This is a genomic window from Aeromonas sp. R2-2 (assembly GCF_040908355.1).
Lineage (GTDB): Bacteria > Pseudomonadota > Gammaproteobacteria > Enterobacterales > Aeromonadaceae > Aeromonas > Aeromonas veronii.
The window spans coordinates 143,253-168,620 of sequence record NZ_JBFODQ010000091.1 but is presented as its reverse complement, the minus strand read 5'-3'; the positions used below and the strand labels follow the sequence as shown (position 1 = coordinate 168,620).

The window sequence follows — 25,368 nt, the reverse complement described above, 5'->3', positions numbered from 1 at the left end:
GGGACTTGCCATCCGATTCGCTTATCCGGACAGACTTTTTTATAATCCCGCAGCTAATTTCGGCCCGGAGCTGTGTCTTTATGTCTGTAAAGCCTGAGAAAGTGTCTGAACTGTTCGATTTTCGTCGCAGTGCCCGCGCGGTGCTGGACACAGAAAAGCAAGCCATTGATGGACTCTATCAGTATCTGAACGACGCCTTCGACAAGGCGTGCGAAATGGTGCTGCGCTGCGGTGGCAAGATAGTGGTCACCGGCATGGGCAAATCGGGCCATATCGGCAGCAAGATCGCCGCCACCCTCGCCAGCACCGGCACACCGGCCTTCTTCCTTCACCCGGGAGAAGCGAGTCACGGCGATCTGGGGATGATCTCCAGTGGCGACCTTATCATCGCCATCTCCAACTCCGGTGAGAGCGACGAAATCCTGGCTCTGCTGCCGGTACTCAAGCGCCGCGGCATTCCGCTCATCTGCATGACTGGCAATCCCGCCTCCACCATGGCCAAAGAGGCCAACGTGCACCTGTGCATCAAGGTGGAGAAAGAGGCTTGCCCGCTGGGTCTGGCACCCACTTCCAGTACCACTGCAACCCTGGTGATGGGTGATGCCCTGGCAGTGGCTCTGTTGGAAGCGCGCGGTTTTACCGCCGATGACTTCGCCCTCTCTCACCCGGGCGGTTCCCTTGGCAAGCGTCTGTTGCTGCGGGTTGGCGACCTGATGCACAGCGGTGAGCTGTTGCCCCGGGTGGGGATAGATGCCACCATCAGCCAGGCGCTGCTGGAAGTGAGCCGCAAGGGGCTCGGTATGACGGCTGTGGTCGATGGCAATGGCCTGCTGGCCGGGCTCTTTACCGATGGCGATCTGCGCCGCATTCTTGACCAGCAGATCGATATCCATCACACCCCCATCAGCCGTGTGATGACGGCCAACTGTGTTACCGTAGGTCCAGAGATGATGGCTGCAGAAGCCGTCAAGCTGATGGAAACGAGAAAAATCAATGGATTACTGGTCGTGGATGAAGAGAAACGCCCGCTCGGCGCCTTCAACATGCACGACCTGCTGAAAGCCGGAGTAATTTGATGCAAAACGTACCGACCCTCTATGGTCCGGTGACGCGCAGCCAGTTCGACAAGGCGGCGCAAATCCGCCTGCTGGTGTGCGATGTGGACGGGGTGCTCTCCAACGGCCTCATCTACATGGGAAACAACGGCGAAGAGCTGAAAACCTTCTGCACCCGCGATGGTGCGGGCATGCGAGCGTTGCTCAATGCCGGGATCGAGATCGCCATTATCACCGGGCGCAACTCCCGTATCGTCAGCGATCGGATGAAAAGCCTGGGGGTGGCTCATGTGGTGCAGGGGGCTGATAAAAAGCTGCCTCACTTCGAAGCGCTGCTGGCCAAGCTGGGGCTGAGTCCGGAACAGGCCGCCTATATGGGCGATGACACCATCGATCTGCCGGTGATGGCCGCCTGCGGCCTGGGTATCGCGGTGGCCGATGCCCATCCGCTGGTGCTGAGTCGTGCCGATATGGTGACCCGGCTTGGCGGTGGCATGGGCGCGGTGCGTGAGGTGTGTGACCTCATTTTGCAGGCGCAGGGCCACGACGATTATCAGCCCGAGGCTTCGGTATGAGCAGACAGACCCTGTTGTTTGCCCTGCTGTTTCTGGTCGCGCTGGTTGCTTGGCAGTTGGGCAAGGTTGAGCTGGTGCCTGAGAGCGCCGTCAAAATCGAAAACTATCAGCCGGATTTTGTCGCCAAAGATCTGGTGACCACCCGTTTTGATATCAACGGCAAGCGCACCGAGCGGCTGGAGTCGACCTACGCCGAGTATTATCAAATCCTCGAGCAGGCCACCTTCGACAAGCCGGTGGTCTACATGTATGACGATCAGGGTGCCGCCGAGTGGAAGGTGACCGCCGAAACCGGCGTGCTCAACACCGGCGACAACGTCATCCTGCGGGACAAGGTGCATCTGGATGGTCTGCTACCTACCTCTTTCATCTCCACACTGGATACCCCCTATCTGGAGCTGGATCTGGTGACACAGGATGTGCGCAGCAACCGGGAAGTGAACATTCTGGGTCGGGATTTCCAGACCCAAGGGGTTGGCCTCAAGGGCCATCTGGACCGCAAATATTTTGAGTTACTGGATCAAGGCCATGCCATCTATTTCAATGAAAAACGCTAATCTGGCCCTCGCAGCCCTGTTGTTGTGTGGTGCGGTGACCGCCAAAGAGTCCGACTTTGCCGAGAAGGTCTACGTCGATGCCGTCAAACAGGTGGCCGAGATGCAGGACAACCGCATCACCTTCGAAGAGGATGTGACCATCAATCAGGGCACCATCCGAATCAAGGCTGACAAGGTGGTAGTGACCCGTTCCGGCGAGAAAGGGGCCGAGGTGATGACTGCCTACGGCAAGCCCGCCACCTTCTTCCAGATCCTGGATAACGGCAAGCCGGTCAATGCCCACGGCAATACCATCCGCTACGAGCTGAAGAACCGTCTGGTGACCATCACCGGCAATGGTCAGCTCAAGCAGGAAGATAGCCAGGTCAATGGCGATCTGATCCGCTACGACATCGTCAAACAGAAGATGATTGCCGAGAGCAAGAGCCCGAGCCAGCGGGTCAAAACCGTGTTCCTGCCTGATCAGGTAGAGAATTTCGACAAGCCCACCGACCAGAAGAAGCAGGGAAAATAAGCCATGGCAGTGTTAAAAGCAGTGGGCCTGCAGAAGAGCTACAAGCGCCGCATGGTGGTGAGTGACGTCAGCCTTGAAGTGGGCACCGGCCAGATTGTCGGCCTGCTCGGCCCCAACGGGGCGGGCAAGACCACCTCCTTCTACATGATCGTGGGGCTGGTGCAGCGCGATGCCGGTCTCATCACTATCGACGATCAGGACATCAGCCTGCAGCCCATGCATGTGCGGGCGCGTAACGGCATCGGTTACCTGCCGCAGGAGGCCTCCATCTTCCGTCGCCTGTCGGTGTTCGACAACCTGATGGGCGTGATGCAGACCCGCAAGGGGTTGAGTCGCGAGGAGCGTGAGGACAAGGTTCAGCAACTGCTGGAAGAGTTCAACATCACCCACATTCGCGACAACCTGGGTCAGAGCCTCTCCGGCGGTGAACGCCGTCGGGTCGAAATTGCCCGTGCGCTGGCGGCCGAGCCGCGTTTTATTCTGCTGGATGAACCCTTTGCAGGGGTTGACCCGATTTCTGTGATAGACATCAAGAAGATCATTCAGCATCTGAAAGATAGAGGCCTTGGCGTCTTGATTACCGACCACAACGTCAGAGAGACTCTGGACGTATGTGAGAAGGCCTATATCGTCAGCCACGGCAAGATGATTGCCGAAGGTGCACCGGCTGACATCCTTGCCGATGAGCAGGTCAAGCGCGTCTATTTGGGCGATCAATTCAGTCTATAGTAAGGGGGCATGCCTTCATTTCCTTTGACGAGTGCCTCGCTGAACATAAGGATATCCCGACGTAGATGAAGCCGACATTACAGTTGCGTCTCGGTCAGTCCCTGACCATGACGCCGCAATTACAACAAGCGATTCGTCTGCTCCAGCTCTCCACTCTGGAACTTCAGCAGGAAATTCAGCAAGCGCTCGAAAACAACCCTCTGCTGGAGCAGGAAGAGAGCGAGGCGCAAGAGACCAGTCCGGAAGCGCCGGTCGATGCCAGCCAGCTGGATTCCAGCGATGCCATGGCCCAAGAGCAGATGCCGGATGAGTTGCCGGTGGATACCACCTGGGACGAGGTTTACTCTGCCGGCACCGCCCAGAGCGCGGGCCCCATCCACGATGGGGAAGATAGCGTCTATCAGGGTGAAACAACCGAAAACCTGCAGGATTATCTGCTGTGGCAGATGCGACTCACACCGTTCAGCGATGTGGATGCCGCCATCGCGCTCGCCATCATCGATGCCATCGACGAATCCGGTTATCTGACCGTTGCGCTGGAGGATATCCAGGCTGCCGTCACCAGCGATGACGTAGAGGTGGAGCTCGATGAGGTCGAGGCGGTACTCAAGCGGGTGCAGCACTTCGATCCGGTCGGCATTGCTGCCCGTTCTGTGCAGGAGTGTTTGCTGATCCAGCTGGATCAGTATGACCCGCAGACCCCCTGGCTCAACGAGGCCAAGGAGGTGATCCTCGAGCACATGGAGCTGCTCGGCAACCGGGATTACCGCACCCTCGCCCGCAAGACAAAACTCAAGGAGAGCGACCTCAAGGAGGTGCTGGATCTGATCCAGCTGCTGGAGCCGCGCCCCGGCAACGGCATCATCCAGAGCGACTCCCAGTACGTGATCCCCGACGTCTCCGTGGTCAAGAAGGGCAGCAAGTGGGTGGTCGAGCTCAATCCCGACTCAGCCCCCCGCATCCGGGTCAACGAGACCTATGCCGCCATGGCCCGCAACGCCCGCAGCAGCACCGACACCCAGTTTATCCGCTCCCATTTGCAGGAAGCCAAGTGGTTCATCAAGAGTCTGGAAAGTCGCAATGACACCCTGCTGAAAGTGGCAAGTTGCATTGTCGAGCAGCAACAGGGCTTTTTCGAGTATGGTGAAGAGGCGATGAAGCCGATGGTGCTCAATGACATCGCCGAAGCGGTGGAGATGCATGAGTCGACCATCTCCCGGGTGACGACCCAGAAGTACATGCATACCCCCCGTGGTATCTTCGAATTGAAGTTTTTTTTCTCCAGCCATGTGAACACCGAAGGAGGAGGAGAGTGCTCATCGACCGCAATTCGCGCGCTTATCAAGAAGCTGGTCACGGCAGAGAATCCTGCCAAGCCGTTAAGTGATAGCAAGATCGCGGATTTGCTGGCCGAACAGGGTATTATGGTGGCGAGACGCACGATCGCTAAGTATCGCGAATCCTTGTTTATCCCACCTTCCAATCAGCGCAAACGCCTGGTTTAGGCAAACAAAAGGATGATGTTATGCAAATTAACCTGACCGGACACCATGTCGAGATCACCGAAGCTCTGCGTGATTATGTGAATAACAAATTTGCCAAACTCGAGCGTCATTTCGACCACATCAACAATGTTCATGTGGTGCTTAGCGTGGAAAAACTGAACCAGATAGCGGAAGCCAAATTGCACGTCAGCGGTGGCGAAGTGTTTGCCAACTCTGAACATGCCGATATGTATGCTGCGATAGACACCTTGCTCGACAAGCTGGACAGGCAGATCATCAAGCACAAAGATAAGTTAAATAAAAAATAACCATGCAACTTGAACACATACTGAGTCGGGACTGCACCAAGAGTGCAGTCCCTTGTACCAGCAAGAAACGCGCCCTCGAAATCATCAGCGAGCTGGCCGCCGAACGCCTTGGCACCTCCCGTCAGGCACTGTTTGAATGCTTGCTGGCCCGCGAAAAAATGGGTAGTACCGGGATCGGTGCCGGTATTGCGATCCCCCACGGTCGCATTGACGATGAGTTCCCGCCAACCGCGATCCTGATGACCTTTGCCGACCCTATTCCTTTCGACTCCATCGACAATCAACCGGTTGACCTGCTGTTTGCCTTGCTGGTGCCGGAAAGCGAGTGCAAGCAGCATCTCAAGACCCTTTCTCTGATGGCTTCCAAGCTGGGTGACAAGGCGGTGTGCCGCCAGTTGCGTCAGGCAACCAGCGACGAAGAGCTCTATCAGATCATGACCTCGGCCTGATAGCAGGCCAAGGATGAGACACCCGTTTTGGCGTGAGGGAACAAGATGCAGTTAATCGTGGTAAGTGGACGTTCGGGCTCCGGTAAAACGGTAGCCCTGCGAGTGCTGGAAGATCTGGGTTACTACTGTGTGGACAACCTGCCGGTCAATCTGCTGCCCCAGCTGATTGTTTCGGTCGAGAGCCAGTATGACAAGCTGGCGGTCAGCATCGATGTGCGCAACCTGCCGAGCGATCCGGAGAAACTGGAAAATCTGCTAGCTCAGGTGCGCAATGAGGGGCGGGTAGAGTTCTCCAGCTTTTTCTTCGATGCTGACAACGGCACCCTGCTCAAGCGCTATGGCGAGAGCCGCCGTTTGCACCCCCTCTCACGCAACAAGCTGTCGCTGGATGAGGCGATTCGGGAGGAGACCCACCTGCTGGCGCCCATCTCCTCGACCGCTGACCTGCGCATCGACACCACCACCCTCAGCATTCACGACCTGAGCGAGCTCATCAAGACCAGGGTGCTTGGGAAGAAAGAGAACGAGTTGGTGCTGGTGTTCGAGTCGTTCGGCTTCAAGTACGGCATTCCCAAGGATGCCGACTTCGTGTTCGATGCCCGCTTCCTGCCTAACCCGCACTGGATCCCCGAGCTCAAGCCCTTCACCGGCAAGGATGAGCCGGTCGCCAACTACCTCTCGGCGCAGGCTGACGTGATGCTGTTTACCCAGCAGATCGAAAACATGCTGGCGACCTGGTTGCCCCATCTGGAGCGCAACAATCGCAGCTACCTCACGGTCGGCATCGGTTGCACCGGTGGTCAGCACCGCTCGGTCTTTATTGCAGAGCGGCTGGCCAGTGCATTCCGTTTGCTTGGCAAGAACGTGCAGATCCGCCACCGCACTCTCGACAAGAGTGCCCCCCAATCCTGACGGACCAATAGGACGACCCGATGACTGTTTCCGCCTCGGTTGAAGTGAAAAACAAACTGGGTATTCATGCCAGACCTGCCATGATGCTGTTCGAGCTGGTGCAGGGTTTCGATGCCCACGTGCTGCTGCGCAATGAAGATGGTGTGGAGGCCGATGCTGACAGCATCATCGGCCTGCTGATGCTGGATTCCGCGCAAGGGCGGCAGGTGGAAGTACAGGTTGAGGGCCCCGAAGAGATCGAGGCCCTGGCCGCCGTGGTGGAGCTGTTCACCTCCGGCTTCAACGAGGAGTAGTCACTCCTCGTTCTATGTTATGAGCCGGTACGCGCCAGTGCTTTGAAGCTGGCAAAATCCTGACAAGCCAGCAGATTCCTGCTGGCTTTTTCGTTCATCAGTGCCAGAAACAGGTCGTAGAGACCCATCGCCTCCTCGTAGTCGGCCTTGCTGATGGCCAGCACGAAGATGAGCGTCGCGATTTCCCCGTTCCCCCAGTCGATCCCCTGCGGTGCCAGCACGGTGTAAACCAGAGTGCGGCGCGCCAGCAGACCGAGGGAGTGGGGCAGGGCGATCCCTTCTCCCAGCATGGTGGAGACGATCCGCTCCCGCTCCTGCAGTGAGGCTCTGAAGCCGCTCTCCACCAGATCTTCCGCCTCCAGTTGATCACAGATGTGGGCAAACAGTTCGGCCTGAGTAAGGGGTTCTTTGACCACCATGAAGTGGTCGGCATCGAAATATTTGTCGAGCATGTAGGGGCGGGTGCGGTCGATCAGCACCAGCTTGCCAAGCTGCTCTAGCTGGTATTGGGTCGGGAAGGGGGCAACGAGTACCACGGGAGCGTTTTTTTCGTTCACCTTGACGGTGCTGATGACAAAGTCCTGCGCGATCTGCGCCAGTCCTTCGTAATCCCGCACCGACTCCAGCGTGGTCAGCTGCAACTGGGGATACTCCCGCTTGATGCGTGCTTCCAGTACCCGGAAGGTGGCGTTGCCCGCATCGCAAAGCAATAGCGCCTGCGGGCGGCGGGTATAGCCGATATCGTAATGGCGCTCCAGCCCGACCCCGATATGGATCACCAGATAGCCGATCTCGTGGTGGGTCAGTCGGTAGGGGGTCTGCTTGATCCACTCCGAAATGGCCGCCAGCGTGATGTCGTAGGCGAGGGGATAGTACTGCTTGATGTGATCGGCCAGCGGGTTGTGGTTGCCTATCTGGTATTTGACCCGTAGCAGCATGGCGCTGATATGGGTTTGCAGGTCGGCCCGCAGCTGTTGGTCGCCTCGCAGGTCGTAAGGGTAGTGTTGATGAATGTAGGTCAGCAGATGCTCCACCAGCTGTTCGCTCTCGGCAGCCATCGCCGGGCTGAGCTGGGGAGTATCGGCAATCAGGCGCGCCTGGATCTGGATGGCGAGACCGGCGATCTCGTCCTCTACGGGGGGCGTCAGGGTGGGCAATACCGCATATATATCGCGAGATACTGCCAGCAGCGGCAGAGTCAGATCTTCGCTGGCGAAGTGGCGCAACTCGTGACCGGATGCCTGACGTAGCAGGGCAACGGCGCAGTAGATGGTGAGCTGCTGCAGGCTCTCGTCAGCGAGACGCAGCTGATGTCGGGCCTGCTGGGCATGGATATGATTGCCCACTACCTCCATCGTCTTGCTGGGACAGAGGTTCGGTAGCAGGGTTTGCAACTGGTTGTTGTGCAGCAACTCCTGATAGAGCAGTTGGGTCAAACAGGCCCGGATCGCCGTCTCCTCCCCCTGAATGCGCATCCCCAGGCGGGGTTTGCTCTCGACGCTGAGCCTGAAATGGCTGAGTTGCTCACGGACTTCCGCCATATCCCCCTGCAGTGCCGCCCGGCTTAGATACCAGGTATCAGCCAGCTCATCGAGCTTGATCCCCTGCTCTGCCGTCAATAGCAGGATCTGCAGGTGCAGCACCCGCTCGCGGCTGGTGCGTGGCAGGCCGCTATCCTGACCCTGGGCCGCCAGCAGAGCGTCGAACAGTCCCTGATTGTAGATCTTGAGCTGGTAGCCGCTGCCACGCTGGTGGATCAGGTGAGCACCGTGCGTGGCAATCAGTTCGTTGAGGGTCGCCACATCGGTGCGCACCGTGCGGGTGGAGACATTGAGGCGGCGAGCCAGCTCCTCCTGTGGCAGCGGTTCGGCGTGGAGCTGGATCAGCAGTTGATGGAGCCTGGGGTGTGGCAGCTTGATCATAGGGGGTATGCAAGACTCCTGTTGCGAGATAAAGGGTCGATGTTAACAAGTGGGTCATCAACAAGCCAGGCACCGGTCAGTGATTGAACCGGTGCCCGTGGCTGCCATCAGGCCAACAGTCGTTTCACTATGGCCAGCAGAGTCCGCACATCCTCGGGGCGAGTGTGCCCGCTCGCGCTGTCGATGATGGAGCTGTAGACGTGCGGGATCACCTTCTCGACTCCGGCGTCCAGCGCAATCCGCACTATCTCCTCGAAGTTCTCCAGATCGATGCCGCCAGTCGGCTCCAGCCAGAAGTTGTTGCGGGCACAAGCCTCGGCCACTGCCTGATACTCGTCGCGGCAGGCCAGCCCGCCCATGGGGAAGAACTTGACCGAGCTGCCACCCATGTCCTTGAGCAAGGCGATGGCGGTATCGATGGGCACTATGCCATCCGGCTGCCCGGCGCTGAGTGGGCCGGTGGAGATCTTCACCATGCCCGGCATGCCGGTGGGGGAGAGCAGGCCGTTGACCAGCGTTTCCGACTGGCCGAGCAGCGCCCTGCTGGCGCCAACGCCAGTGAACACCTGGTTGACGTGCTGGGGCTGTAGCTGGCAGGCCAGCTCGGCAACCATGGCGGATTGGCGCGGATCGCCGGCGCCCAGCCCGATGGAGAGGGCGTTGTCGATAAGCTTGGCGTACTCCTTCATATCGGCAACTGCGGAGGGAATATCCGGGTAGTTTTTGGAGAGCACACCGACCAGCACGCGGCCTTCGGCTGCGTCGTATACCTCGACGGCATTCTCTTTGGAACCTGCCAGCACGTTGAGACAGACCCGATCACGGTAGTAGTTGGGGGTAAGGGACATCAGCGATTCTCCTGAACGAGGTTGGCAATGGCGGAGTGGATTTGGTCGAGTTGGGGCACGGTGACGCTGCGCACATCGATCTCGATATGCCCCTCGTTGGCCTTGTAGCCACGGCAGTAGATGGCAGGCGTGCCCTGTTGCAGACGGTTGACGACCTGCACTGTGGTCATGCCGATCTGCTGGTGGTCGAAGGCGATATCGGTGCGGGCGATGTCGCGTCCTGCGCTGTCCCACACCACTTTGGCGGTGACGCCGGGCAACTGGTTGAGACGCTCGATGAAGGGGGTCATCTTGGCGACCATGGCGGCGCCGCTCTCTTTCTCTTTGGCCAGATAGCGCTCGATGGCGTGGGTCAGGCCAAGGATCCCCTCCTTGCCCACCTTCATGGCGCGGCCGATGCCGTTGGCCTGCTGCTTGACCCACTCCACGTACTGACGCTTGCCAACTACCAGCCCGCTGGTGGGCCCTTCAATGGCCTTGGCGCCGCTGTAGATGACCAGGTCCGCCCCCTGGTTGTAGTAGAGGCGCAGATCCTCTTCGGCAGCCGCATCGACGATGAGCGGGAGCCCGTGGATCTTGGCGACCTCGGCGGCCTCTGCCACCGACAGAATGCTCTTCTGCACGCAGTGGTGGGATTTGATGTAGAGGATGGCTGCTGTGTTGGCATTGATGGCAGCGGCCAGCTGGGAAGGGGAGCACTCGTTGGCGTAACCGGCTTCCACTACTTTGCCGCCACCCAGATTGACCATGGTACCGACCGGGGCGCCGAAGTTGACGTTATGCCCCTTGGGCAGCACGATTTCGCTTGGCACGTCATGGGGGTGGGCATGCAGGTGCTCAAGGCGGTAGGGGTCGCCGCGCACTATCACGGCGGCCACTGACTGGGCGATGCCGGCGCTGGCACAGGAGACCACCACCGCATCTTCCACATCCAGTAAACCAGCCAGGTAGGCGCCGGTCTTGTTGACCAGATCCTTGACCTCGAAGTAGTGGCCCAGGCCAAAATTGACCGCATCGACCACCTCCTGCTCGGGGGTGGAGACGCCGAGAATGGTCATGCGCCCGGAGGCGTTGATCACCGGTTTGAGCTGATATTTCTCATAAACAGAAGGCATGGTGTGATTTCCCATAGTGAGTCAGAACCAGTTCGCCGCCGACCAGGACGGCGATAGGCTGCAGTTGTTGGTCACCGCGGCGAGACTGGGCTTCGGTATCCATAAACAGGGTCGGGCCGCTGGCGACCTCGAACAGGGTCAGATCGGCATCGGCGCCCACCTCGAGCCGACCCTTGCCGGAAAGGCGCAGGGCATCGGCGGCCTGATGGGTGACGCAGGCGAGCACCTGCTCCAGCGTCATACCGATGGCGAGAAACTTCGACATCACGTGGGCCAGACTGTAGACCGGCCCCTTGATGCGGTTCTTGCAGTAGATGTCTGAGCTGATGGTGCGGGGCAGGATCCCCTGCCGGATAGCCAGCTCCGCCACCTCGAAGCTGAAGCTGGCGCCGCCGTGGCCAATGTCGAGCAAGAGCCCCCGTTTCATCGCCTCGCGCACCGCGACCCGCAGCTCGCCGGCCGGAGTCAGGATGCGGTTCGGTTTGCCGTTGAAGCAGTGGGTCAGCAGATCGCCATCCCCCAGCAAGGCAACTATCTCGTCCAGATCCGGCGGCGTGTTGCCCACATGCACCATCAGCGGTAGCTGGTCGTGGGCCTGTTGCAGTGCCTTGGCCATGCGCAGCGGTTGCAGACCGTTCTCACCCACCACGCTGCCGCTCATCCGTGCCTTGATGCCGACAATAAAATCGGGGTGGCGGCGAATGGCTGCCGAGGCGAGATCCATATCGAGGTCCCGGCTATCCGCCAGCTCGTTCTGGCGCAGCAGACCGATGCGGGAGATGTTGAGCAGGGCATGCACCCGGGTCTTGTAGCCCGCAGCGATCTGCTGGAAGTCATCCACATCGTCGGCACCGGTACTGCCGGCGTCGATGACGGTGGTGACGCCGGACTCTACGCCCACCTTGTCCGGCTCATCGTGATAGATGGGGGAGGCGGGGTAGCAGTGGGTGTGGCCATCGATCCAGCCAGCGCTCACATGCACCCGGCCGCCGAGATCCAGGGTCTGCCGCGCCGTTGCCATCTCCGGCAGGGAGCCGATGGCGGCGATTTTGCCCTCCCTGATGGCGATATCGACGAGCTGGCCATCTCCCTGGCGCCCCGCTTTGATGATGATGTCGTACATGCTGAGAACCTCTGGCGAGCCGCCCCGCAGGGCGGCTGGTACTTACACAAGGGCGACCGGGAAAAAGGTACCCAGCAGCATGGCTCCCAGGATGGCACCGCCGGTGATGGGTTTGCCCCATACGTAGAACAGCAGCGCACCCAGCAGGGAACCGATACCGATGGGGATGGAAGCGCCCATGGCGGAGAGGATGATGAGGGGGCCGAGAAAGCGGCCAGAGCTGTTGCCAGCTCCCATCATCACGTCAGCACCGTAAGTGGAGTTGCTCTGGTTGATGGTGAACTTGCGCGCCAGAATGATGACGTAGCCGATGGCCAGACCAATCCCCATGCCGGTTGCCAGCGAGGCACCGAAGTTCTCCACCGGATAGACGATGCCGGCCCCCAACAGCAGGGCGGGAACGCCCAGTCCGACCCCGGTCTGGATAGCGCCGCCGATATCCAGGATCCCCACCAGGGATCCCTCGATGATGCGGGCGAACAGGAAGCTGGCACCGAACGCGGCTACTGCGCCGTAGGCACCCGTGTCCATTCCGGCTTTCAGCATGGCGACGAAGGCTACCTCGTTGAAGGCACCGACCCCGTACAGATAGAACATGTGGGTACCGGCAAAGACCCCGGCCGAGAGCAGGCCGACGAAGATGGGGAATGACCAGTCGGCATACCAGAAGTTGTTTTTCAGTTTCTCATCCATGGTGTGACCCCTTATTTGCCGCTCAGCAGGTTATGGACGTTTTCCAGCCACAGGGGGACGCCCATATGGAAGGATTCAATCAGTTTCATGTCGAAGCCGCGGAAGAAGCCGCTCAGCACGAACAGCAGGACGATGGCTGCCATCATCACCTTGGTGACATGGTTCCAACCGCTCTCTTCCACACCCTTGCCGATCAGGATGCCGAGCACCAGACCCGGTACCGCGTTGCCCATGATGAGCTGTGCCAGACCGCCGAAGATGGTGGCCCAGAAACCGGATTTCTTGCCCGCCTCGATGGCGGCCAGCCAGAAGATCACCGGCATAACGGTGTTGACCAGCAGGTTGGCGGCCGGTACCAGCACCTTGACCGCAGTGACCTGCAATGCTGCAGGGACGGCTGCGGCCGTGCTGTTGAGGAAGGCAACCACGATGGCACCTATGATGCCGCCGGCGATGGCCATCTTTTTCGGGTCGTGCAGGGTGGTGGCGAGATCCCGATTTTTGAACAGCAGTGCCGCCGTGGCCCAGTGCGGGATGATGCGGTGATCCACATCCTGGGTGAAGGCGCCTGCCGCCACAGTCGAGGCCCAGGCGTTGAAGAAGAAGCCCAGACCAAACGAGAAGTGGGAAGCGGGATCCCCTTCGCAGGAGTTAAGTTCGCCCAGGGTGCGGAAGGCACCCATGCCCTGTACGGTCGGGGCGTGGAACATCCGCGCCGCGCCGGCCCCCACCCCGACGCCAACCAGGCCGCCAATGATGAGTGACTTGATAAAAATGATTAGAAACATCCAACGTATCCTTCTTGTGGGGTTGTGCCTGCGCAGGCATCACACCTGGGTGAATGTCACCTTGGCGACATCCAGACTGGTGACCTGAACCGTGATCTCCAGCTGGACGCGGTATTCGCGGCGCTGGCGCGGCAGGAAGAAGAACAGGAACTTCTCCACCCGGACCGACTCCTCGGCTTTGAGCACCTGTACATCGACCGGCTCAATGCGCAGCAGTACCTGCTGGTTGTCCTTGAGCAGTGTGGGTTGCACCTGGCTGAGGGCGGAGGCAAACGCCTGCTGACGGGTCGTCCCCTTGCCGTTGACGATGACCTGGGTGGTGAAGTTCTCTTTCATCAGGCGCGTCCGTGCTTCTTGGCGAAGGCTTCGACCAGCTTCTGGCCCAGCTCTTCCTTGTCCATGAAACCGAAGCCCAGCACGACGCACCCTTCGTTGATGGCGGTGACGCCCTCTTCAACAGAGCGCATGCCGTAGCGGCACTTGTAGCCGTATTTGGTCTGGGCGGTGATCGCCCCGGCGCCGCCGCTGCCGCAGAAGGAGATGCCGAGATCCGCCTGCTCCTTGTTCATCACATCGCCGAGCTTCATGTCAGCGGCCATGCCGGGGATGATGGTCACGTTGGCCCCGGCAGCTTCCGCGCCTGCGCCCACTTTCTGACCCTTGCCGAGACGGTCTCCAATCACGAGTTTGATGGCTGTCATATCGATTTCTCCTTGAGTTACGGGTTCTGCACCGAGCTGAGTTCGTTTTCTTTGGCGACTTCAAAATGGACGGACAAGAGGTGTGCCTCCTCATAAGCAAGCTGATCCAGCCAGCTGACGACCTGTTCGGCGAGACGCAGTGAGAGGGGGGAGATCTCTTCAAACAGGCTGAGGTCAACTTCTGGCAGGGGCTCGCCGCTGTGGGAGCGCCACACCATGGCTTTGACATGGGAGGCCAGCATTTGCCGTTGCACCTCGTTGGGGATGATGCCCTGTTCGGCCAGCAGGGGATAAATGCGCGCGAGGATATGATCGGTCTGGCGTAGCAACTCCGGGCTGTTCGGGGTCAGGGTCTGGTCGTGAGTCTCTGTTTGCAATGTCTGCTCTCCAAGGCTGGCAGAAGGTATGGCGTTACCCTAAGCCTGCGCGTCAATGTGGAGGAGGCAGTGTTTTTCCGATTCGAAGCGGAAATTCCTGAGGAATTGGCCCCGAAGTGATCGTTTGGATACTGAAAAGGCAAAAAGAGTGCTTATTGAAGCTGGTTTTGTGTGATCGGTAGCGCACTAATCAGGGGGCGGGGAGAGGGCAAGCGTTGTGGGAAACTGTGAGTCATCTCACGGTAAGCGACGTTGTCGAGGGGGCAGATATGGAAAAGGGCGGTTTCCCGCCCTTCTCATAAAAAGGAGTGACGCTAGCTGGCCGATGCGGCGCTCGAGCTGGCCGTTCTCTGCTGATAGCGCAGGTCTTCCTCTATGGTGACCACCACTTCCAGCGGCTTGCCGGAGCGGAATACCGAGATGGTCAGCTTGGTGCCGGGGCGGCTCTCGACAATCTTGTCCATAGCGCTGCGTACGCCACTGATGGCCTCTCCGTTGATCTTGAGCAGCACATCCCCTCGCTGCAGGCCACCTTTGGCCGCCGGGCCGTTGGGATCCAGACTCTCCACCACCAGACCACGCAGGTCGCCGAGGTTCATCATCCGCGCGACTATGGGGTTGATCTCGACGCTGGAGATCCCGAGGTAGCCGCGGATCACCCGGCCGTTGGCGATCAGTTCATCCATGATCCGTTTTGCCAGCCGGTAGGGGATGGCGAAGCTGATGCCGTAGCTCTCCTGATTGCCGTTGAGGTGATAGGTAGCGGTGTTGATACCCACCAGATCGCCACGGCCGTTGACCAGTGCGCCACCCGAGTTGCCCTCGTTGATGGCTGCATCGGTCTGCAGCAGATCCTGACGGCCATTGCTGTCGGGCCCCATGCTGGAGAGGCCGGTACGGCCGGTGGCACTGATGATGCCCTGAGTGATGGTCTGGCCGACGTTGTAGGGGTTGCCGATGGCGAGCACCACATCCCCCACTTCTGGTAGCCGCTCGGGATCCTGCGGGATCACCGGCAGGTTGTCTGACTCGATATAGAGCACGGCGAGGTCTGTGAGCTGATCGGTTCCGACCAGCTCGGCACTGAAGACCCGACCATCCTGCAACGCGACGATGATCTGGTCGGCATCGGCGATGACGTGGTAGTTGGTCAGTACATAGCCGCGCTGATTCATGATGACGCCAGAACCCAGCCCTTGCGGGCGCAGTTCCCCCTGATTGCCCTGATTGGGGGCAAAGCTGCGGGTGTAGATGTTGACGACGGCAGGGCCTGCCCGATGGGCGGCATAGGAGAAACTCAGTTCACGGGCATTGGTGATGATGCCGGGCAGTTGGGCACCACCGCGAAAATGGGGAAACAGCAGCAACAGCAGCGCTGCGACGGTCAATCCAAAACCGACAGACTTGCCCAAGTAACTGACTAAAGGGGGGATTTTCATGTCATTCTCATCCGTACAGGCTGCGCGCAGAGAATAACACTATCGATGGATAAAAATCACCCGCGGTGAAGGCCGCGGGTGATAGAGGTGTTGGCGAACAACTTGAGCGTTAGCGGATCACCAGATAGAGCGAGGAGTCGCCACGCTGGATGTTGAGCGCCAGCACGTCAGGCTTGTTCTTGAGCGCCTTGGTCAGCTCGCCCAGGGTGTTGATGCGCAGGCGGTTGACCCCGATGATGATGTCACCCTTCTGCAGGCCGGAAGCGGCTGCCGGAGAGCGAGGATCAATATCGGCCACCGCGACACCGGAGACCGGGTCGGTGGTGGTGCTCAGCTTGGCCCCTTCCAGTGCCGGATGCAGCGCGCTGGCGCGTACTTCGCTGTCATCGGCCTGTTTCAGGGTCACCTTGGCAGTTTGTGACTTGCCATCGCGGATCAGCCCCAGTTCGACCTGCTTGCCAGCGCCCATGGTGGCAATCTTGGCGCGCAGCTCGCCGAAGGAGCGAACCGGTTTGCCATCGATGCTGACGATGATATCGCCCGCCTTGATGCCCGCCTTGTCGGCAGCCGAATCAGGCATGACCTGATTGACGAAGGCGCCGTCCTTCTTGTTGTAACCGAAGGTTTTGGCGATATCGGAGGTGAGCTCGGTGCCGGTAATGCCCAGCTGGCCGCGACGCACTTCACCATACTTGACGATCTGCTCGGTCAGATCCCGCACCATGTTGGAGGGGATGGCAAAGCCGATGCCGATGTTGCCGCCGTTCGGGCCCAGAATCGCGGTGTTGATACCGATCAGCTCGCCACGCAGGTTGAGCAGGGCGCCGCCGGAGTTACCGGAGTTGATGGCCGCATCGGTCTGGATGAAGTTCTCCAGATTCTCGATGTTGAGGCCGCTGCGACCCAACGCACTGACGATACCTGAGGTGACGGTCTGACCCAGACCAAACGGGTTGCCGATAGCCAGCGCATAGTCACCCACCCGCAGTTCATCGGAATCGGCGAACTTGATCTGCACCAAGTCCTCGGCCTTGATTTGCAGCAGGGCGATGTCGGACTGCTTGTCTTCACCGATCTTCTTGGCCGCATATTCACGACCATCTTTCAGGTTGACCTTGATCTCGTCCGCCTCGTGAACCACGTGGGCGTTGGTGATCACGTAACCCTTCTTGGCATCGACGATGACACCGGAGCCGAGCGCCTGAAACGGCTGCTCGCTCACCTGTTCGTCGGGCATGTTGGGGCCGAAGAAGAACTTGAACTGTTCCGGCAGACGCTGACGGGTAATTTTTTTGCCAGAAACCGAGATATTGACCACAGCCGGAGTGACCTGTTCGAGAACAGGCGCCAAGCTGGGCATCTCCTGATTTGAGCCTAACAGGGAAGGCAGTGCAGCCTGAGCAGGGGCCGCAGACATGGCGATACCGACACTGAGGGCTAGCACACTGAGCATGGAAAGAGGTTTACGCATATGAAAAACAGCTCCCAGAAAAAGTTGCATTGCAATCGTCAAGGTCAGACCACAGGACTGGCCAATTAGTTCCGCGAGGAACTAGTTTGGCTGTTTGAGCAGTCCGGAAGAGGCACCCGCATAGTCGCGAGGCGGAACGCCCGGCTCTTCTGCCACATTGGCAGGGGCTTCTTCTGCCAAGGACTCGCGGAACAGCGGTTCCTGCGCCTTGGCCAGGAATTTGCTCTGCTCGGCCATGTGGCGATAGAGGGTCTGATACTGCTCGGCCAGTTGCTCCATCAGCGCGGCACTGTCGGCGAAGTGGGTATTGATCTGGCCCTGATAACTTTCGAGCTCCTTGTGGGCCTTTTTCAGTTCCTGTTCCAGACGGCCGGCATCGCGGCTACGCACCGAAAAACGGCCGAGAACGATACCGATAATCAAGGCCGCGACAGCCAGCAGGATCCCAGTTAACAGACTCATAGATGCTCCTTGTTACAGCTAAAACAGTGTGGGTTTATGCGGTCGTCACAACCGCCATGCCTTGATGGCACTATACCGTGCGTCCTGAGGCCGTGATACCATTTTGTCCTCGATTCAGGGACTTGGAGAGGCGCTCAAGGATGACACCGCAGCAAAAATACCAGCAGGATCTGCTGCGCCCCGGTTTTGTGGCCGACCCCGCGCAGGGGATGGCCATCAGCAGGCTGGAGCGACTGTATCAGGATTTGCTACGGCGCCCGACTCCGACCAGATCTCGAGGACTGCTGGGTTGGCTGCAAAAGCCCAAGCCGCCGGAGCCGGTCCTGGGTATCTATATGTGGGGCGGAGTGGGCAGAGGCAAGACCTGGCTGATGGATACTTTTTTTGACAGCCTGCCGGGGACGCGCAAGATGCGCAGCCATTTCCACCGCTTCATGCACCGCATTCACGATGAACTACAGGGGCTGAGCGGGCAACCCGACCCCCTCAAACTGGTGGCTAATAAGCTTGCCAGCGAGACAGACATCATCTGTTTCGACGAATTTTTTGTCTCCGACATCACCGACGCCATGCTGCTGGGCACACTGTTCCAGGAGCTGTTTGGTCACGGTGTCGTACTGGTCGCCACCTCAAACATTCCGCCGCAGGATCTTTATCGCAACGGGCTGCAGCGAGCCCGTTTTCTGCCTGCTATCGAGCTTATCGAGCGCCATTGCGAGGTACTTAACGTGGATGGCGGTATCGACTATCGCCTGCGTACGCTGGAACAAGCCGAGATTTATCACTGCCCGCTGGACTTGCAGGCAAAAGCCAATCTTGACCACTATTTTCAGCAATTAACCGGTGGGCACACGGCTTGCGAGGGGGCGTTCGAGGTCAATCATCGTCAGCTGAGGTCGCTCGGGATGGGGGAAGGGGTGCTCTATATGGAATTTGAGCAACTTTGTTGTACCCCCCGCTCCCAGAACGACTATATCGAGCTGGCCAGACTGTTCCATACCGTTCTGCTGGCCAATGTGCAACCAATGGGCACAGGCTCGGATGACGCGGCTCGCCGCTTCATTGCCATGGTCGATGAGTTTTACGAACGGCACGTCAAACTCATCATGTCGGCAGCGGTTCCCATGACAGAACTCTACGGCGAAGGGCTGCTGAATTTCGAATTCAAACGCTGTCTTTCGCGGCTTCAGGAAATGCAATCGCACGAATACCTTGCCAGAGTGCACCTTCCTTAGTCACAATACCGCGCCTGCCAGTCGGATGGGCATCTGCGGCAGGTAGGGCCGGGCGACATTTGCTGGTTTCATGGCAGTGAAATTAGCAGGTGATATTTAAGGCAACTTCACTTATAATCGCCCGGCCCACGTTACAGCTGTCGATAAGACAGCAACACTTTAAGCTTTACTTGTATTCGAAGGGGTACAGGTAGGCCATCGTTTGTTGTTTGTGGGAGAGCCCCCATAAGCAATTGGGTCTGTAACAGGTAATTGGGTTTAACTTAATGAAAACTTTCGTTGCCAAGCCAGAAACCGTAAAACGTGACTGGTACATTGTGGACGCAGAAGGTAAAACTCTGGGTCGTATCGCAACCGAGATCGCTGCTCGTCTGCGTGGTAAGCACAAAGCTGAGTACACTCCGCACGTTGACACCGGTGATTACATCATCGTTGTAAACGCTGAGAAGGTACACGTAACCGGTAAGAAATTTACCGACAAAATGTACCACGCTCACTCCGGTTTCCCGGGTGGTATCAAGTCAATCAGCTTCGACAAGCTGATTCAGCGTAAACCGGAAATGGTAATCGAAGCAGCCGTCAAAGGCATGCTGCCGAAAGGTCCTCTGGGCCGTGCCATGTTCCGTAAACTGAAAGTTTACGCAGGCGCCGAGCATGCTCATGCTGCTCAGCAACCTCAAGTACTGGATATCTAATCGGGAACTGGCAACATGGCAGAAAATCAATACTACGGTACCGGCCGTCGCAAAAGCTCCACTGCTCGCGTATTTATCAAAGCGGGTAGCGGCAAGATCGTAATCAACCAGCGCTCCCTGGAGCAGTACTTCGGCCGTCCGACTGCCCGCATGGTAGTTCGTCAGCCGCTGGAACTGGTTGAGATGACCGAGAAACTGGACCTGTACATCACCGTTAACGGTGGTGGCATCTCCGGTCAAGCTGGTGCGATCCGCCACGGTATCACTCGTGCTCTGATGCAGTACGACGAAACCCTGCGTTCCGAACTGCGTAAAGCTGGCTTTGTTACTCGTGATGCCCGTAAGGTTGAGCGTAAGAAAGTTGGTCTGCACAAAGCTCGTAAGCGTCCGCAGTACTCCAAGCGTTAATTCGCTTTTGGTACTCACTCTTTCGAGTGTCAAAAAAGCCTGGCAACTGCCAGGCTTTTTTTATTGGTAATATTACCGACATCAATGCTAACCACGCGTCACAAAAGACAAAAAATTGTTTCTTTATTGTTTTCATTGCTCACCGCTCTTTCTTGTCAAGTTGTTATCTTTTCTTTAAAATTTCCCCTGTTTTCTGTGGCAATTGTAAATCCAGCTTCCGCCGCTGTTGTCACGGGAAAAATGGGGAACAGGGACACTATAAGAATGTGCGGAGTCCACATGGGAGAGTTTTTGGATGAGCAATGCGCCAGTTGATACCGGTCGCCGCAGATTTCTTACCTGGTCAACGGTTGCCGTTGGTGGGGTAGGAGCTGCGTTTACCGCAGTGCCGTTTATAAAGTCATGGAATCCGAGCGCCAAGGCCAAAGCAGCCGGTGCGCCGGTTGAAGTCGATATCAGCAAGTTGGAACCGGGTCAGCTCATCCGTGTCGAGTGGCGAGGCAAGCCTGTCTGGGTGGTGAAACGCACCAAACAGACGCTGGATGCCTTGGCCGCACATGATGACAAGCTGCGGGATCCCTCATCTGAAGAGCCGCAGCAGCCTGACTATGCCCATAACGGGTACAGATCGATCAAGCCAGAAATTTTTGTCGCGGTCGGTATTTGCACCCACTTGGGGTGTTCACCTTCCTATCTGCCTGACAGCTTTGGCGAGCAGGTGCAGGGCGTTACGTCCGGCTTCTTCTGCCCGTGCCATGGCTCCAAGTTCGACATGGCCGGCCGTGTGTTCCAGGGGGTGCCTGCACCGCTGAACCTGGTCATTCCGCCCTATCAATTCATTAATGACACCACCATCCTGGTCGGTGCCGATGGCAAGGAGGCCTGACCATGTTGAGTAAACTGATGGGCTGGATCGATTATCGATTCCCGCTCACGGCCATGTACAACGACCACATGGCCAAGTATCCGGCACCGAAGAACCTGAACTTCTGGTACTTCTTCGGCTCGCTGGCCATGCTGGTGCTGGTCAACCAGATCATCACCGGTATCTGGCTGACCATGAACTACAACCCCTCTGCGGAAGGTGCGTTTGCCTCCGTGGAGTACATCATGCGCGATGTGGAGTACGGCTGGCTGCTGCGTTACATGCACTCAACCGGTGCGTCTGCATTCTTCATCGTGGTCTACATGCACATGTTCCGCGGCATGATCTATGGCTCTTATCAGAAGCCTCGTGAACTGTTGTGGATCTTCGGCATGCTGATCTTCCTGGTGCTGATGGCAGAGGCCTTTATGGGCTACTTGCTGCCCTGGGGCCAGATGTCATTCTGGGGGGCTCAGGTCATCATCTCGCTGTTTGGCGCCATTCCGGTCATCGGTGACGATCTGACCCTGTGGATCCGCGGTGACTACGTGATCTCCGGTGCGACCCTGAACCGCTTCTTCGCGCTGCACGTCATCGCGTTGCCGCTGGTGCTGGTGATGCTGGTTGCCATGCACATTCTGGCGTTGCACGAAGTGGGCTCCAACAACCCGGATGGTATCGACATCAAGAAGCACAAGGACGAAAACGGCTGGCCGCTGGATGCGGTGGCGTTCCACCCTTACTTCACCGTCAAGGACATGATCGGTGTGGCGGGCTTCCTGTTCTTCTTCTGCGCCATCATTTTCTTCAAGCCGGATATGTGGGGTTACTTCCTCGAGAAGCCGAACTTTGAAGTGGCCAACGGCCTGAAGACTCCTGCTCACATCGCGCCTGTGTGGTACTTCACCCCCTTCTACGCGATTCTGCGTGCGGTACCTGACAAGCTGCTTGGCGTCATCATGATGGGCCTCTCTATTGTGGTGTTGTTCCTGCTGCCTTGGCTGGATCGCTGCAAGGTGCGTTCTGTTCGCTATCGCAGCAAGCTGCACAAGCTTAACATCGCCCAGTTTGTGGTCTGCTTTATCATCCTGGGGGTGCTGGGTGTACTGCCGTCGACGCCGACCCTGACGCTGGTTGCCCAGATTTGTACCTTGGGTTATTTCGGTTTCTTCGTGCTGTTGTTCTTCTACAGCAAAAACGAACGCACCAAGCCGCTGCCGGAGAGGGTGACATTTAAATGAAAAGAATAATATTTGCAGTGCTGACCCTGCTGCCATCTCTGGTATTTGCAAGTGGCGGAGCTGTTCATCTGGACAAAGCCAATTACGATCTGAGTGACAAGGCATCGCTGCAACGTGGCGCGGCCACCTTCATGAACTATTGCGCCGGATGCCACTCTACCCAGTATCAGCGTTATAACCGGGTCGCAGAAGATCTCGGGATCCCCGAAGATTTGATGAAAGAGAACCTGATTTTCACCGGCGCAAAGGTCGGTGACCTGATGAAGAGCGCCATGTCAGAGAAGGATGCCGCCAAGTGGTTTGGTGCGCCGCCCCCTGATCTGACTCTGGTTGCCCGGGTGCGCGGTGCAGACTGGATCTACACCTATCTGCGTTCTTTCTACGTGGATGAGACCCGTCCGTTCGGGGTGAACAACGCCGTGTTCCCGTCCGTGGGCATGCCCCATGTGCTGGAGCCGTTGCAGGGAACCCCCCGTGCCGAGTTCGTCACTCACACGGTCGATGGAGTCGAGACCCAGCAGGTTGTCAGCATCAAATCTGACGGTAATGGTGAAATGGATGACGAAGAGTATGATCAGACGGTACTGGATCTGGTAAACTTCTTGGTCTACTCAGCTGAACCGGTACAACAGGAGCGTGAACGCATGGGCTTCTGGGTGCTTGGTTTCATCGTGATCTTCTTCATCTTCACTGTGCTGTTGAAGAAGGAATTCTGGCGCGACGTTCACTAAGCGACCAGATACGGGTAATATAATGCACGGCAATGAAGACCAAGATGCTTCATTGCCGTTTCTGCTTTTTAATGACGGGAGGGTTCAATGGCTGTAGCTGCCAATAAGCGTTCGGTAATGACGCTGTTTTCCGGTGCCAACGATATGTTCAGCCATCAGGTGCGTATTGTCCTGGCGGAGAAGGGTGTTAGCGTGGATATCTGCCAGGTTGATCCAGCCAATCTGCCGGATGAGCTGGCCGAGCTGAACCCGTACAACTCTGTACCGACCCTGGTTGATCGTGAGCTGGCACTCTACACCTCGCGCATCATCATGGAGTATCTGGACGAGCGCTTCCCGCATCCGCCCCTGATGCCTGTTTACCCGGTTGCCCGTGGTAACAGCCGTCTGATGATGCACCGCATCGAGCTGGACTGGTACTCCCTGGCCGACAAGATCATGGCCGGTACCGATGCTGAAGCGGCACGCAACGAACTGCGTGACAACCTGCTTGCCATCGCGCCGATCTTCGGTGAAATGCCCTATTTCATGAGCGAAGAGTTCGGTCTGGTGGATTGCTACATGGCACCGCTGCTGTGGCGTCTGCCGAGCCTTGGCATCGACCTGACCGGTCGTGGCGCCAAAGAGCTGAAGGCTTACATGGTTCGTCTGTTCGAGCGTGAGTCCTTCCAGGCTTCCCTGACCGAAGCCGAACGCGAGATCCGTGCTGGCGTATGAGCATGGAACCGACAATGACACCGAGCCGCCCGTACTTGTTACGGGCGTTCTTTGACTGGTTGCTGGACAACGATCTGACCCCTCATCTGGTGGTCAACGTCAACATTCCCCATGTGATGGTGCCGATGCAGTTTGCTCAGGACGGGCAAATTGTGCTGAATATCGCGCCCCGAGCCGTGATGCAATTTCACATGGATAACGAGGCTATCAGCTTCAGTGCCCGTTTTGGCGGGGTCTCCCAGCAGGTCTATATCCCGATGGCAGCCGTACTGGCTATCCATGCCCGGGAGAACGGCGTGGGCACCATGTTCCCGCCCGAGCCGGGTTACGATATCTGGCTTGAGCAGGCTGAAGCGCCGGTGGAGCCTGAGCCGGAACCGCCGCGTCCAAGCGGTCGTCCGACCCTGAAGGTGATTAAATAAAAAACGCAGCCGATTGGCTGCGTTTTTTATGTGCGGTCAGGCTTAGTTCTGGGCGAACTCGAAGGCCTTGATCACACGCTTCACCCCGGTGACATGGCGCGCGATGTTGACTGCCTGCTCTCCCTCCTGGCGAGTCACCAGACCAATCAGGAACACCTCGCCGTTCTCGGTGACCACCTTGACCTTGGTGCTGTCGAAGTTCTTGGTGCCGAACATATCAGCTTTCACCTTGGAGGTGATCCAGGAGTCATTGCTGCGAGTGGTGAAACTGGCAGGTTGGCCGATGCGCAATTCGTTGTAGACGTGGCGCACCCCTTCGATGCGACTGACAATTTTGCCCGCCTCAATCTTGTAAACGTCAGAAGGTGTCTGGCCGACCAGCAGCACGCGGCCATTGTTGCTGTAGACGCTGATCTTGCTGGCTGCACTTAGGGGTTTGTTGTCGGCCAGCAGATTGGCCGCTTTCAACTCGATGGTCTGGTCATCCCACTGCGCGCCCAGCGTTCGGCGATCGCCAGAGGCCTTGGCAGTCCCTGCGGCGCCGCCAACAACCAGGGCTGCGCAGCCTTGCAGCAGCAGGGTGCTAACCAGCAGACCGAGCAGGATAGTGTGCTTTTTCATGGTTTCAATCTTCCTGTTGCGGGAAAAGTGTCTGGTCGATGAGATCACACAGGCAGTGCAGGGTCAACAGGTTCACTTCCAGAATGCGAGGGCGACGGGCGGAGGGAACCCGGATCTCCACATCATTCGGACCGAGCAGACCTGCCATTTCGCCACCGTCACCCCCGCTCAGCACCACTATGGTCATGTCGCGGGAGAGGGCAGCCTCGGCGGCCTTGATCAGGCTACGGCTGTGGCCGGAGGTGGTGATGACCACCAGAATGTCGCCAGGCTGGCCCAGCGCGCGGATCTGCTTGGCGTAGACCTCTTCAAAACCGTGGTCGGTGGCGATGGCGCTGATGGTCGCCATGTCCGGAGTCAGGGCCATGCCGGGCAGGGAGGGGCGCTGGGTCTCGTAGCAGTTGACCAGCTCGGAGATGAACAGTTGCGCCAGTGCGGCAGAAGGACCGTTACCGCATGCCAGCACCTTGTGGCCATTGAGCAGGCAGATGGTGATCATCTGGGCTGCAGTATGGATGGCATCCGGCAGCGCCTCGGCGGCGGCTATCTTGGTCTGGATGCTTTCGGTGTAGTTCTCTTTGATGCGGTCAGTCATAG

Annotated in this window: 32 protein-coding genes; 18 read left to right on the top strand and 14 right to left on the bottom strand. The window is 58.2% G+C overall.

The features are described 5' to 3' along the window. Positions 1 to 80: 80 nt before the first annotated feature. The 10 genes from AB5Z09_RS19835 (at position 81) to npr (ending at position 6,897) form a co-directional block, all read left to right on the top strand. Positions 81 to 1,076 carry a KpsF/GutQ family sugar-phosphate isomerase gene (locus AB5Z09_RS19835; RefSeq protein WP_058057518.1) on the top strand — a complete coding sequence of 332 codons (996 nt, stop codon included), beginning with the start codon at positions 81 to 83 and terminating at the stop codon, positions 1,074 to 1,076. Beyond that, entirely contained in the window at positions 1,076 to 1,630 is a 555-nt protein-coding gene (kdsC, locus tag AB5Z09_RS19830; protein WP_108542371.1) for a 3-deoxy-manno-octulosonate-8-phosphatase KdsC, read from the top strand. The genes AB5Z09_RS19835 and kdsC overlap by 1 nt, the downstream gene beginning before the upstream one ends. Then, positions 1,627 to 2,187 (top strand): LPS export ABC transporter periplasmic protein LptC, encoded by a 561-nt coding sequence (gene lptC / locus AB5Z09_RS19825; RefSeq protein ID WP_005336338.1) that lies wholly within the window; start codon positions 1,627 to 1,629, stop codon positions 2,185 to 2,187. The genes kdsC and lptC overlap by 4 nt, the downstream gene beginning before the upstream one ends. Beyond that, positions 2,174 to 2,701, top strand: a complete 528-nt coding sequence (gene lptA / locus AB5Z09_RS19820) for a lipopolysaccharide transport periplasmic protein LptA (protein WP_368196061.1) — start codon at positions 2,174 to 2,176, stop codon at positions 2,699 to 2,701. The genes lptC and lptA overlap by 14 nt, the downstream gene beginning before the upstream one ends. A gap of 3 nt (positions 2,702 to 2,704) precedes the next feature. Then, positions 2,705 to 3,430 carry an LPS export ABC transporter ATP-binding protein gene (lptB, locus tag AB5Z09_RS19815; RefSeq protein WP_005336333.1) on the top strand — a complete coding sequence of 242 codons (726 nt, stop codon included), beginning with the start codon at positions 2,705 to 2,707 and terminating at the stop codon, positions 3,428 to 3,430. Positions 3,431 to 3,495: 65 nt separating this feature from the next. Next, positions 3,496 to 4,935 carry an RNA polymerase factor sigma-54 gene (locus tag AB5Z09_RS19810; protein ID WP_005336331.1) on the top strand — a complete coding sequence of 480 codons (1,440 nt, stop codon included), beginning with the start codon at positions 3,496 to 3,498 and terminating at the stop codon, positions 4,933 to 4,935. 20 nt (positions 4,936 to 4,955) lie between these two features. Further along, on the top strand, positions 4,956 to 5,243 hold the full coding sequence (gene hpf, locus AB5Z09_RS19805; RefSeq protein WP_005336323.1) for a ribosome hibernation promoting factor: 288 nt from the start codon (positions 4,956 to 4,958) through the stop codon (positions 5,241 to 5,243). Positions 5,244 to 5,245: 2 nt separating this feature from the next. Further along, the gene (ptsN, locus tag AB5Z09_RS19800; RefSeq protein WP_005336322.1) at positions 5,246 to 5,692 is read left to right on the top strand and encodes a PTS IIA-like nitrogen regulatory protein PtsN; all 447 of its coding nucleotides are present in this window, start codon (positions 5,246 to 5,248) and stop codon (positions 5,690 to 5,692) included. A gap of 45 nt (positions 5,693 to 5,737) precedes the next feature. Beyond that, positions 5,738 to 6,604: an RNase adapter RapZ gene (rapZ, locus tag AB5Z09_RS19795; RefSeq protein ID WP_005336320.1), complete on the top strand. Its 867-nt coding sequence runs from the start codon at positions 5,738 to 5,740 to the stop codon at positions 6,602 to 6,604. A gap of 20 nt (positions 6,605 to 6,624) precedes the next feature. After that, entirely contained in the window at positions 6,625 to 6,897 is a 273-nt protein-coding gene (gene npr / locus AB5Z09_RS19790; RefSeq protein WP_231720003.1) for a PTS phosphocarrier protein NPr, read from the top strand. A gap of 17 nt (positions 6,898 to 6,914) precedes the next feature. On the opposite strand, the gene AB5Z09_RS19785 is transcribed toward npr, so the two are convergent. From AB5Z09_RS19785 to AB5Z09_RS19730, 12 genes are all read right to left on the bottom strand, one after another. Beyond that, positions 6,915 to 8,819 (bottom strand): transcription antiterminator, encoded by a 1,905-nt coding sequence (locus tag AB5Z09_RS19785; protein WP_368196044.1) that lies wholly within the window; start codon positions 8,817 to 8,819, stop codon positions 6,915 to 6,917. A 107-nt stretch (positions 8,820 to 8,926) separates the two neighbouring features. Beyond that, entirely contained in the window at positions 8,927 to 9,667 is a 741-nt protein-coding gene (locus AB5Z09_RS19780; protein ID WP_368196043.1) for a KDGP aldolase family protein, read from the bottom strand. After that, positions 9,667 to 10,782, bottom strand: coding sequence for a DgaE family pyridoxal phosphate-dependent ammonia lyase (locus AB5Z09_RS19775; RefSeq protein ID WP_368196042.1), 1,116 nt, complete (start codon positions 10,780 to 10,782; stop codon positions 9,667 to 9,669). The genes AB5Z09_RS19780 and AB5Z09_RS19775 overlap by 1 nt, the downstream gene beginning before the upstream one ends. Further along, positions 10,766 to 11,905 carry an amidohydrolase/deacetylase family metallohydrolase gene (locus AB5Z09_RS19770; protein WP_368196041.1) on the bottom strand — a complete coding sequence of 380 codons (1,140 nt, stop codon included), beginning with the start codon at positions 11,903 to 11,905 and terminating at the stop codon, positions 10,766 to 10,768. The genes AB5Z09_RS19775 and AB5Z09_RS19770 overlap by 17 nt, the downstream gene beginning before the upstream one ends. A 42-nt stretch (positions 11,906 to 11,947) precedes the next feature. Then, complete coding sequence (locus tag AB5Z09_RS19765) at positions 11,948 to 12,598, bottom strand: DUF4310 family protein (RefSeq protein ID WP_005355144.1); 651 nt, start codon at positions 12,596 to 12,598, stop codon at positions 11,948 to 11,950. A gap of 11 nt (positions 12,599 to 12,609) precedes the next feature. Further along, positions 12,610 to 13,386: a DUF4311 domain-containing protein gene (locus AB5Z09_RS19760; protein WP_005341754.1), complete on the bottom strand. Its 777-nt coding sequence runs from the start codon at positions 13,384 to 13,386 to the stop codon at positions 12,610 to 12,612. 39 nt (positions 13,387 to 13,425) lie between these two features. Next, positions 13,426 to 13,722, bottom strand: coding sequence for a DUF4312 family protein (locus tag AB5Z09_RS19755; protein ID WP_227272907.1), 297 nt, complete (start codon positions 13,720 to 13,722; stop codon positions 13,426 to 13,428). Next, positions 13,722 to 14,087: an SFCGS family glycine-rich protein gene (locus tag AB5Z09_RS19750; RefSeq protein WP_005355141.1), complete on the bottom strand. Its 366-nt coding sequence runs from the start codon at positions 14,085 to 14,087 to the stop codon at positions 13,722 to 13,724. Before AB5Z09_RS19750 ends, AB5Z09_RS19755 begins: the two co-directional genes overlap by 1 nt. A gap of 17 nt (positions 14,088 to 14,104) precedes the next feature. Beyond that, on the bottom strand, positions 14,105 to 14,464 hold the full coding sequence (locus AB5Z09_RS19745) for a transcriptional regulator (protein ID WP_005355140.1): 360 nt from the start codon (positions 14,462 to 14,464) through the stop codon (positions 14,105 to 14,107). Positions 14,465 to 14,778: 314 nt separating this feature from the next. Continuing rightward, positions 14,779 to 15,903, bottom strand: coding sequence for an outer membrane-stress sensor serine endopeptidase DegS (gene degS, locus AB5Z09_RS19740; RefSeq protein ID WP_005336297.1), 1,125 nt, complete (start codon positions 15,901 to 15,903; stop codon positions 14,779 to 14,781). A gap of 109 nt (positions 15,904 to 16,012) precedes the next feature. Beyond that, entirely contained in the window at positions 16,013 to 17,374 is a 1,362-nt protein-coding gene (locus AB5Z09_RS19735; protein WP_005336295.1) for a Do family serine endopeptidase, read from the bottom strand. Positions 17,375 to 17,455: 81 nt separating this feature from the next. After that, positions 17,456 to 17,836, bottom strand: coding sequence for a YhcB family protein (locus AB5Z09_RS19730; RefSeq protein ID WP_058053452.1), 381 nt, complete (start codon positions 17,834 to 17,836; stop codon positions 17,456 to 17,458). 140 nt (positions 17,837 to 17,976) lie between these two features. On the opposite strand from AB5Z09_RS19730, the gene zapE reads away from it, so the two are divergent. The 8 genes from zapE to AB5Z09_RS19690 all read left to right on the top strand — a co-directional run bounded on the left by zapE (position 17,977) and on the right by AB5Z09_RS19690 (position 24,150). Then, entirely contained in the window at positions 17,977 to 19,071 is a 1,095-nt protein-coding gene (gene zapE / locus AB5Z09_RS19725) for a cell division protein ZapE (protein WP_368196040.1), read from the top strand. Between the two features lie 266 nt (positions 19,072 to 19,337). Then, entirely contained in the window at positions 19,338 to 19,766 is a 429-nt protein-coding gene (rplM, locus tag AB5Z09_RS19720) for a 50S ribosomal protein L13 (protein ID WP_005336289.1), read from the top strand. 15 nt (positions 19,767 to 19,781) lie between these two features. Next, a complete protein-coding gene (gene rpsI, locus AB5Z09_RS19715; protein WP_005336286.1) occupies positions 19,782 to 20,174 on the top strand; it encodes a 30S ribosomal protein S9 in 393 nt (130 codons plus the stop codon). A 295-nt stretch (positions 20,175 to 20,469) separates the two neighbouring features. Beyond that, positions 20,470 to 21,060 carry a ubiquinol-cytochrome c reductase iron-sulfur subunit gene (gene petA, locus AB5Z09_RS19710; RefSeq protein ID WP_040068840.1) on the top strand — a complete coding sequence of 197 codons (591 nt, stop codon included), beginning with the start codon at positions 20,470 to 20,472 and terminating at the stop codon, positions 21,058 to 21,060. Between the two features lie 2 nt (positions 21,061 to 21,062). Beyond that, complete coding sequence (locus tag AB5Z09_RS19705) at positions 21,063 to 22,280, top strand: cytochrome bc complex cytochrome b subunit (RefSeq protein ID WP_040068842.1); 1,218 nt, start codon at positions 21,063 to 21,065, stop codon at positions 22,278 to 22,280. Further along, the gene (locus AB5Z09_RS19700; RefSeq protein ID WP_204384592.1) at positions 22,277 to 23,011 is read left to right on the top strand and encodes a cytochrome c1; all 735 of its coding nucleotides are present in this window, start codon (positions 22,277 to 22,279) and stop codon (positions 23,009 to 23,011) included. Before AB5Z09_RS19705 ends, AB5Z09_RS19700 begins: the two co-directional genes overlap by 4 nt. 87 nt (positions 23,012 to 23,098) lie before the next feature. Further along, the gene (sspA, locus tag AB5Z09_RS19695) at positions 23,099 to 23,728 is read left to right on the top strand and encodes a stringent starvation protein SspA (RefSeq protein WP_005336279.1); all 630 of its coding nucleotides are present in this window, start codon (positions 23,099 to 23,101) and stop codon (positions 23,726 to 23,728) included. After that, entirely contained in the window at positions 23,725 to 24,150 is a 426-nt protein-coding gene (locus tag AB5Z09_RS19690) for a ClpXP protease specificity-enhancing factor (RefSeq protein ID WP_005336278.1), read from the top strand. Before sspA ends, AB5Z09_RS19690 begins: the two co-directional genes overlap by 4 nt. Positions 24,151 to 24,192: 42 nt before the next feature. Here the strand turns inward: AB5Z09_RS19690 and dolP are convergent, their stop codons facing one another. After that, positions 24,193 to 24,771 (bottom strand): division/outer membrane stress-associated lipid-binding lipoprotein, encoded by a 579-nt coding sequence (gene dolP / locus AB5Z09_RS19685; protein ID WP_005336277.1) that lies wholly within the window; start codon positions 24,769 to 24,771, stop codon positions 24,193 to 24,195. A 4-nt stretch (positions 24,772 to 24,775) separates the two neighbouring features. Continuing rightward, complete coding sequence (locus AB5Z09_RS19680; protein ID WP_005336275.1) at positions 24,776 to 25,366, bottom strand: SIS domain-containing protein; 591 nt, start codon at positions 25,364 to 25,366, stop codon at positions 24,776 to 24,778. Between the last annotated feature and the right edge of the window lie 2 nt (positions 25,367 to 25,368).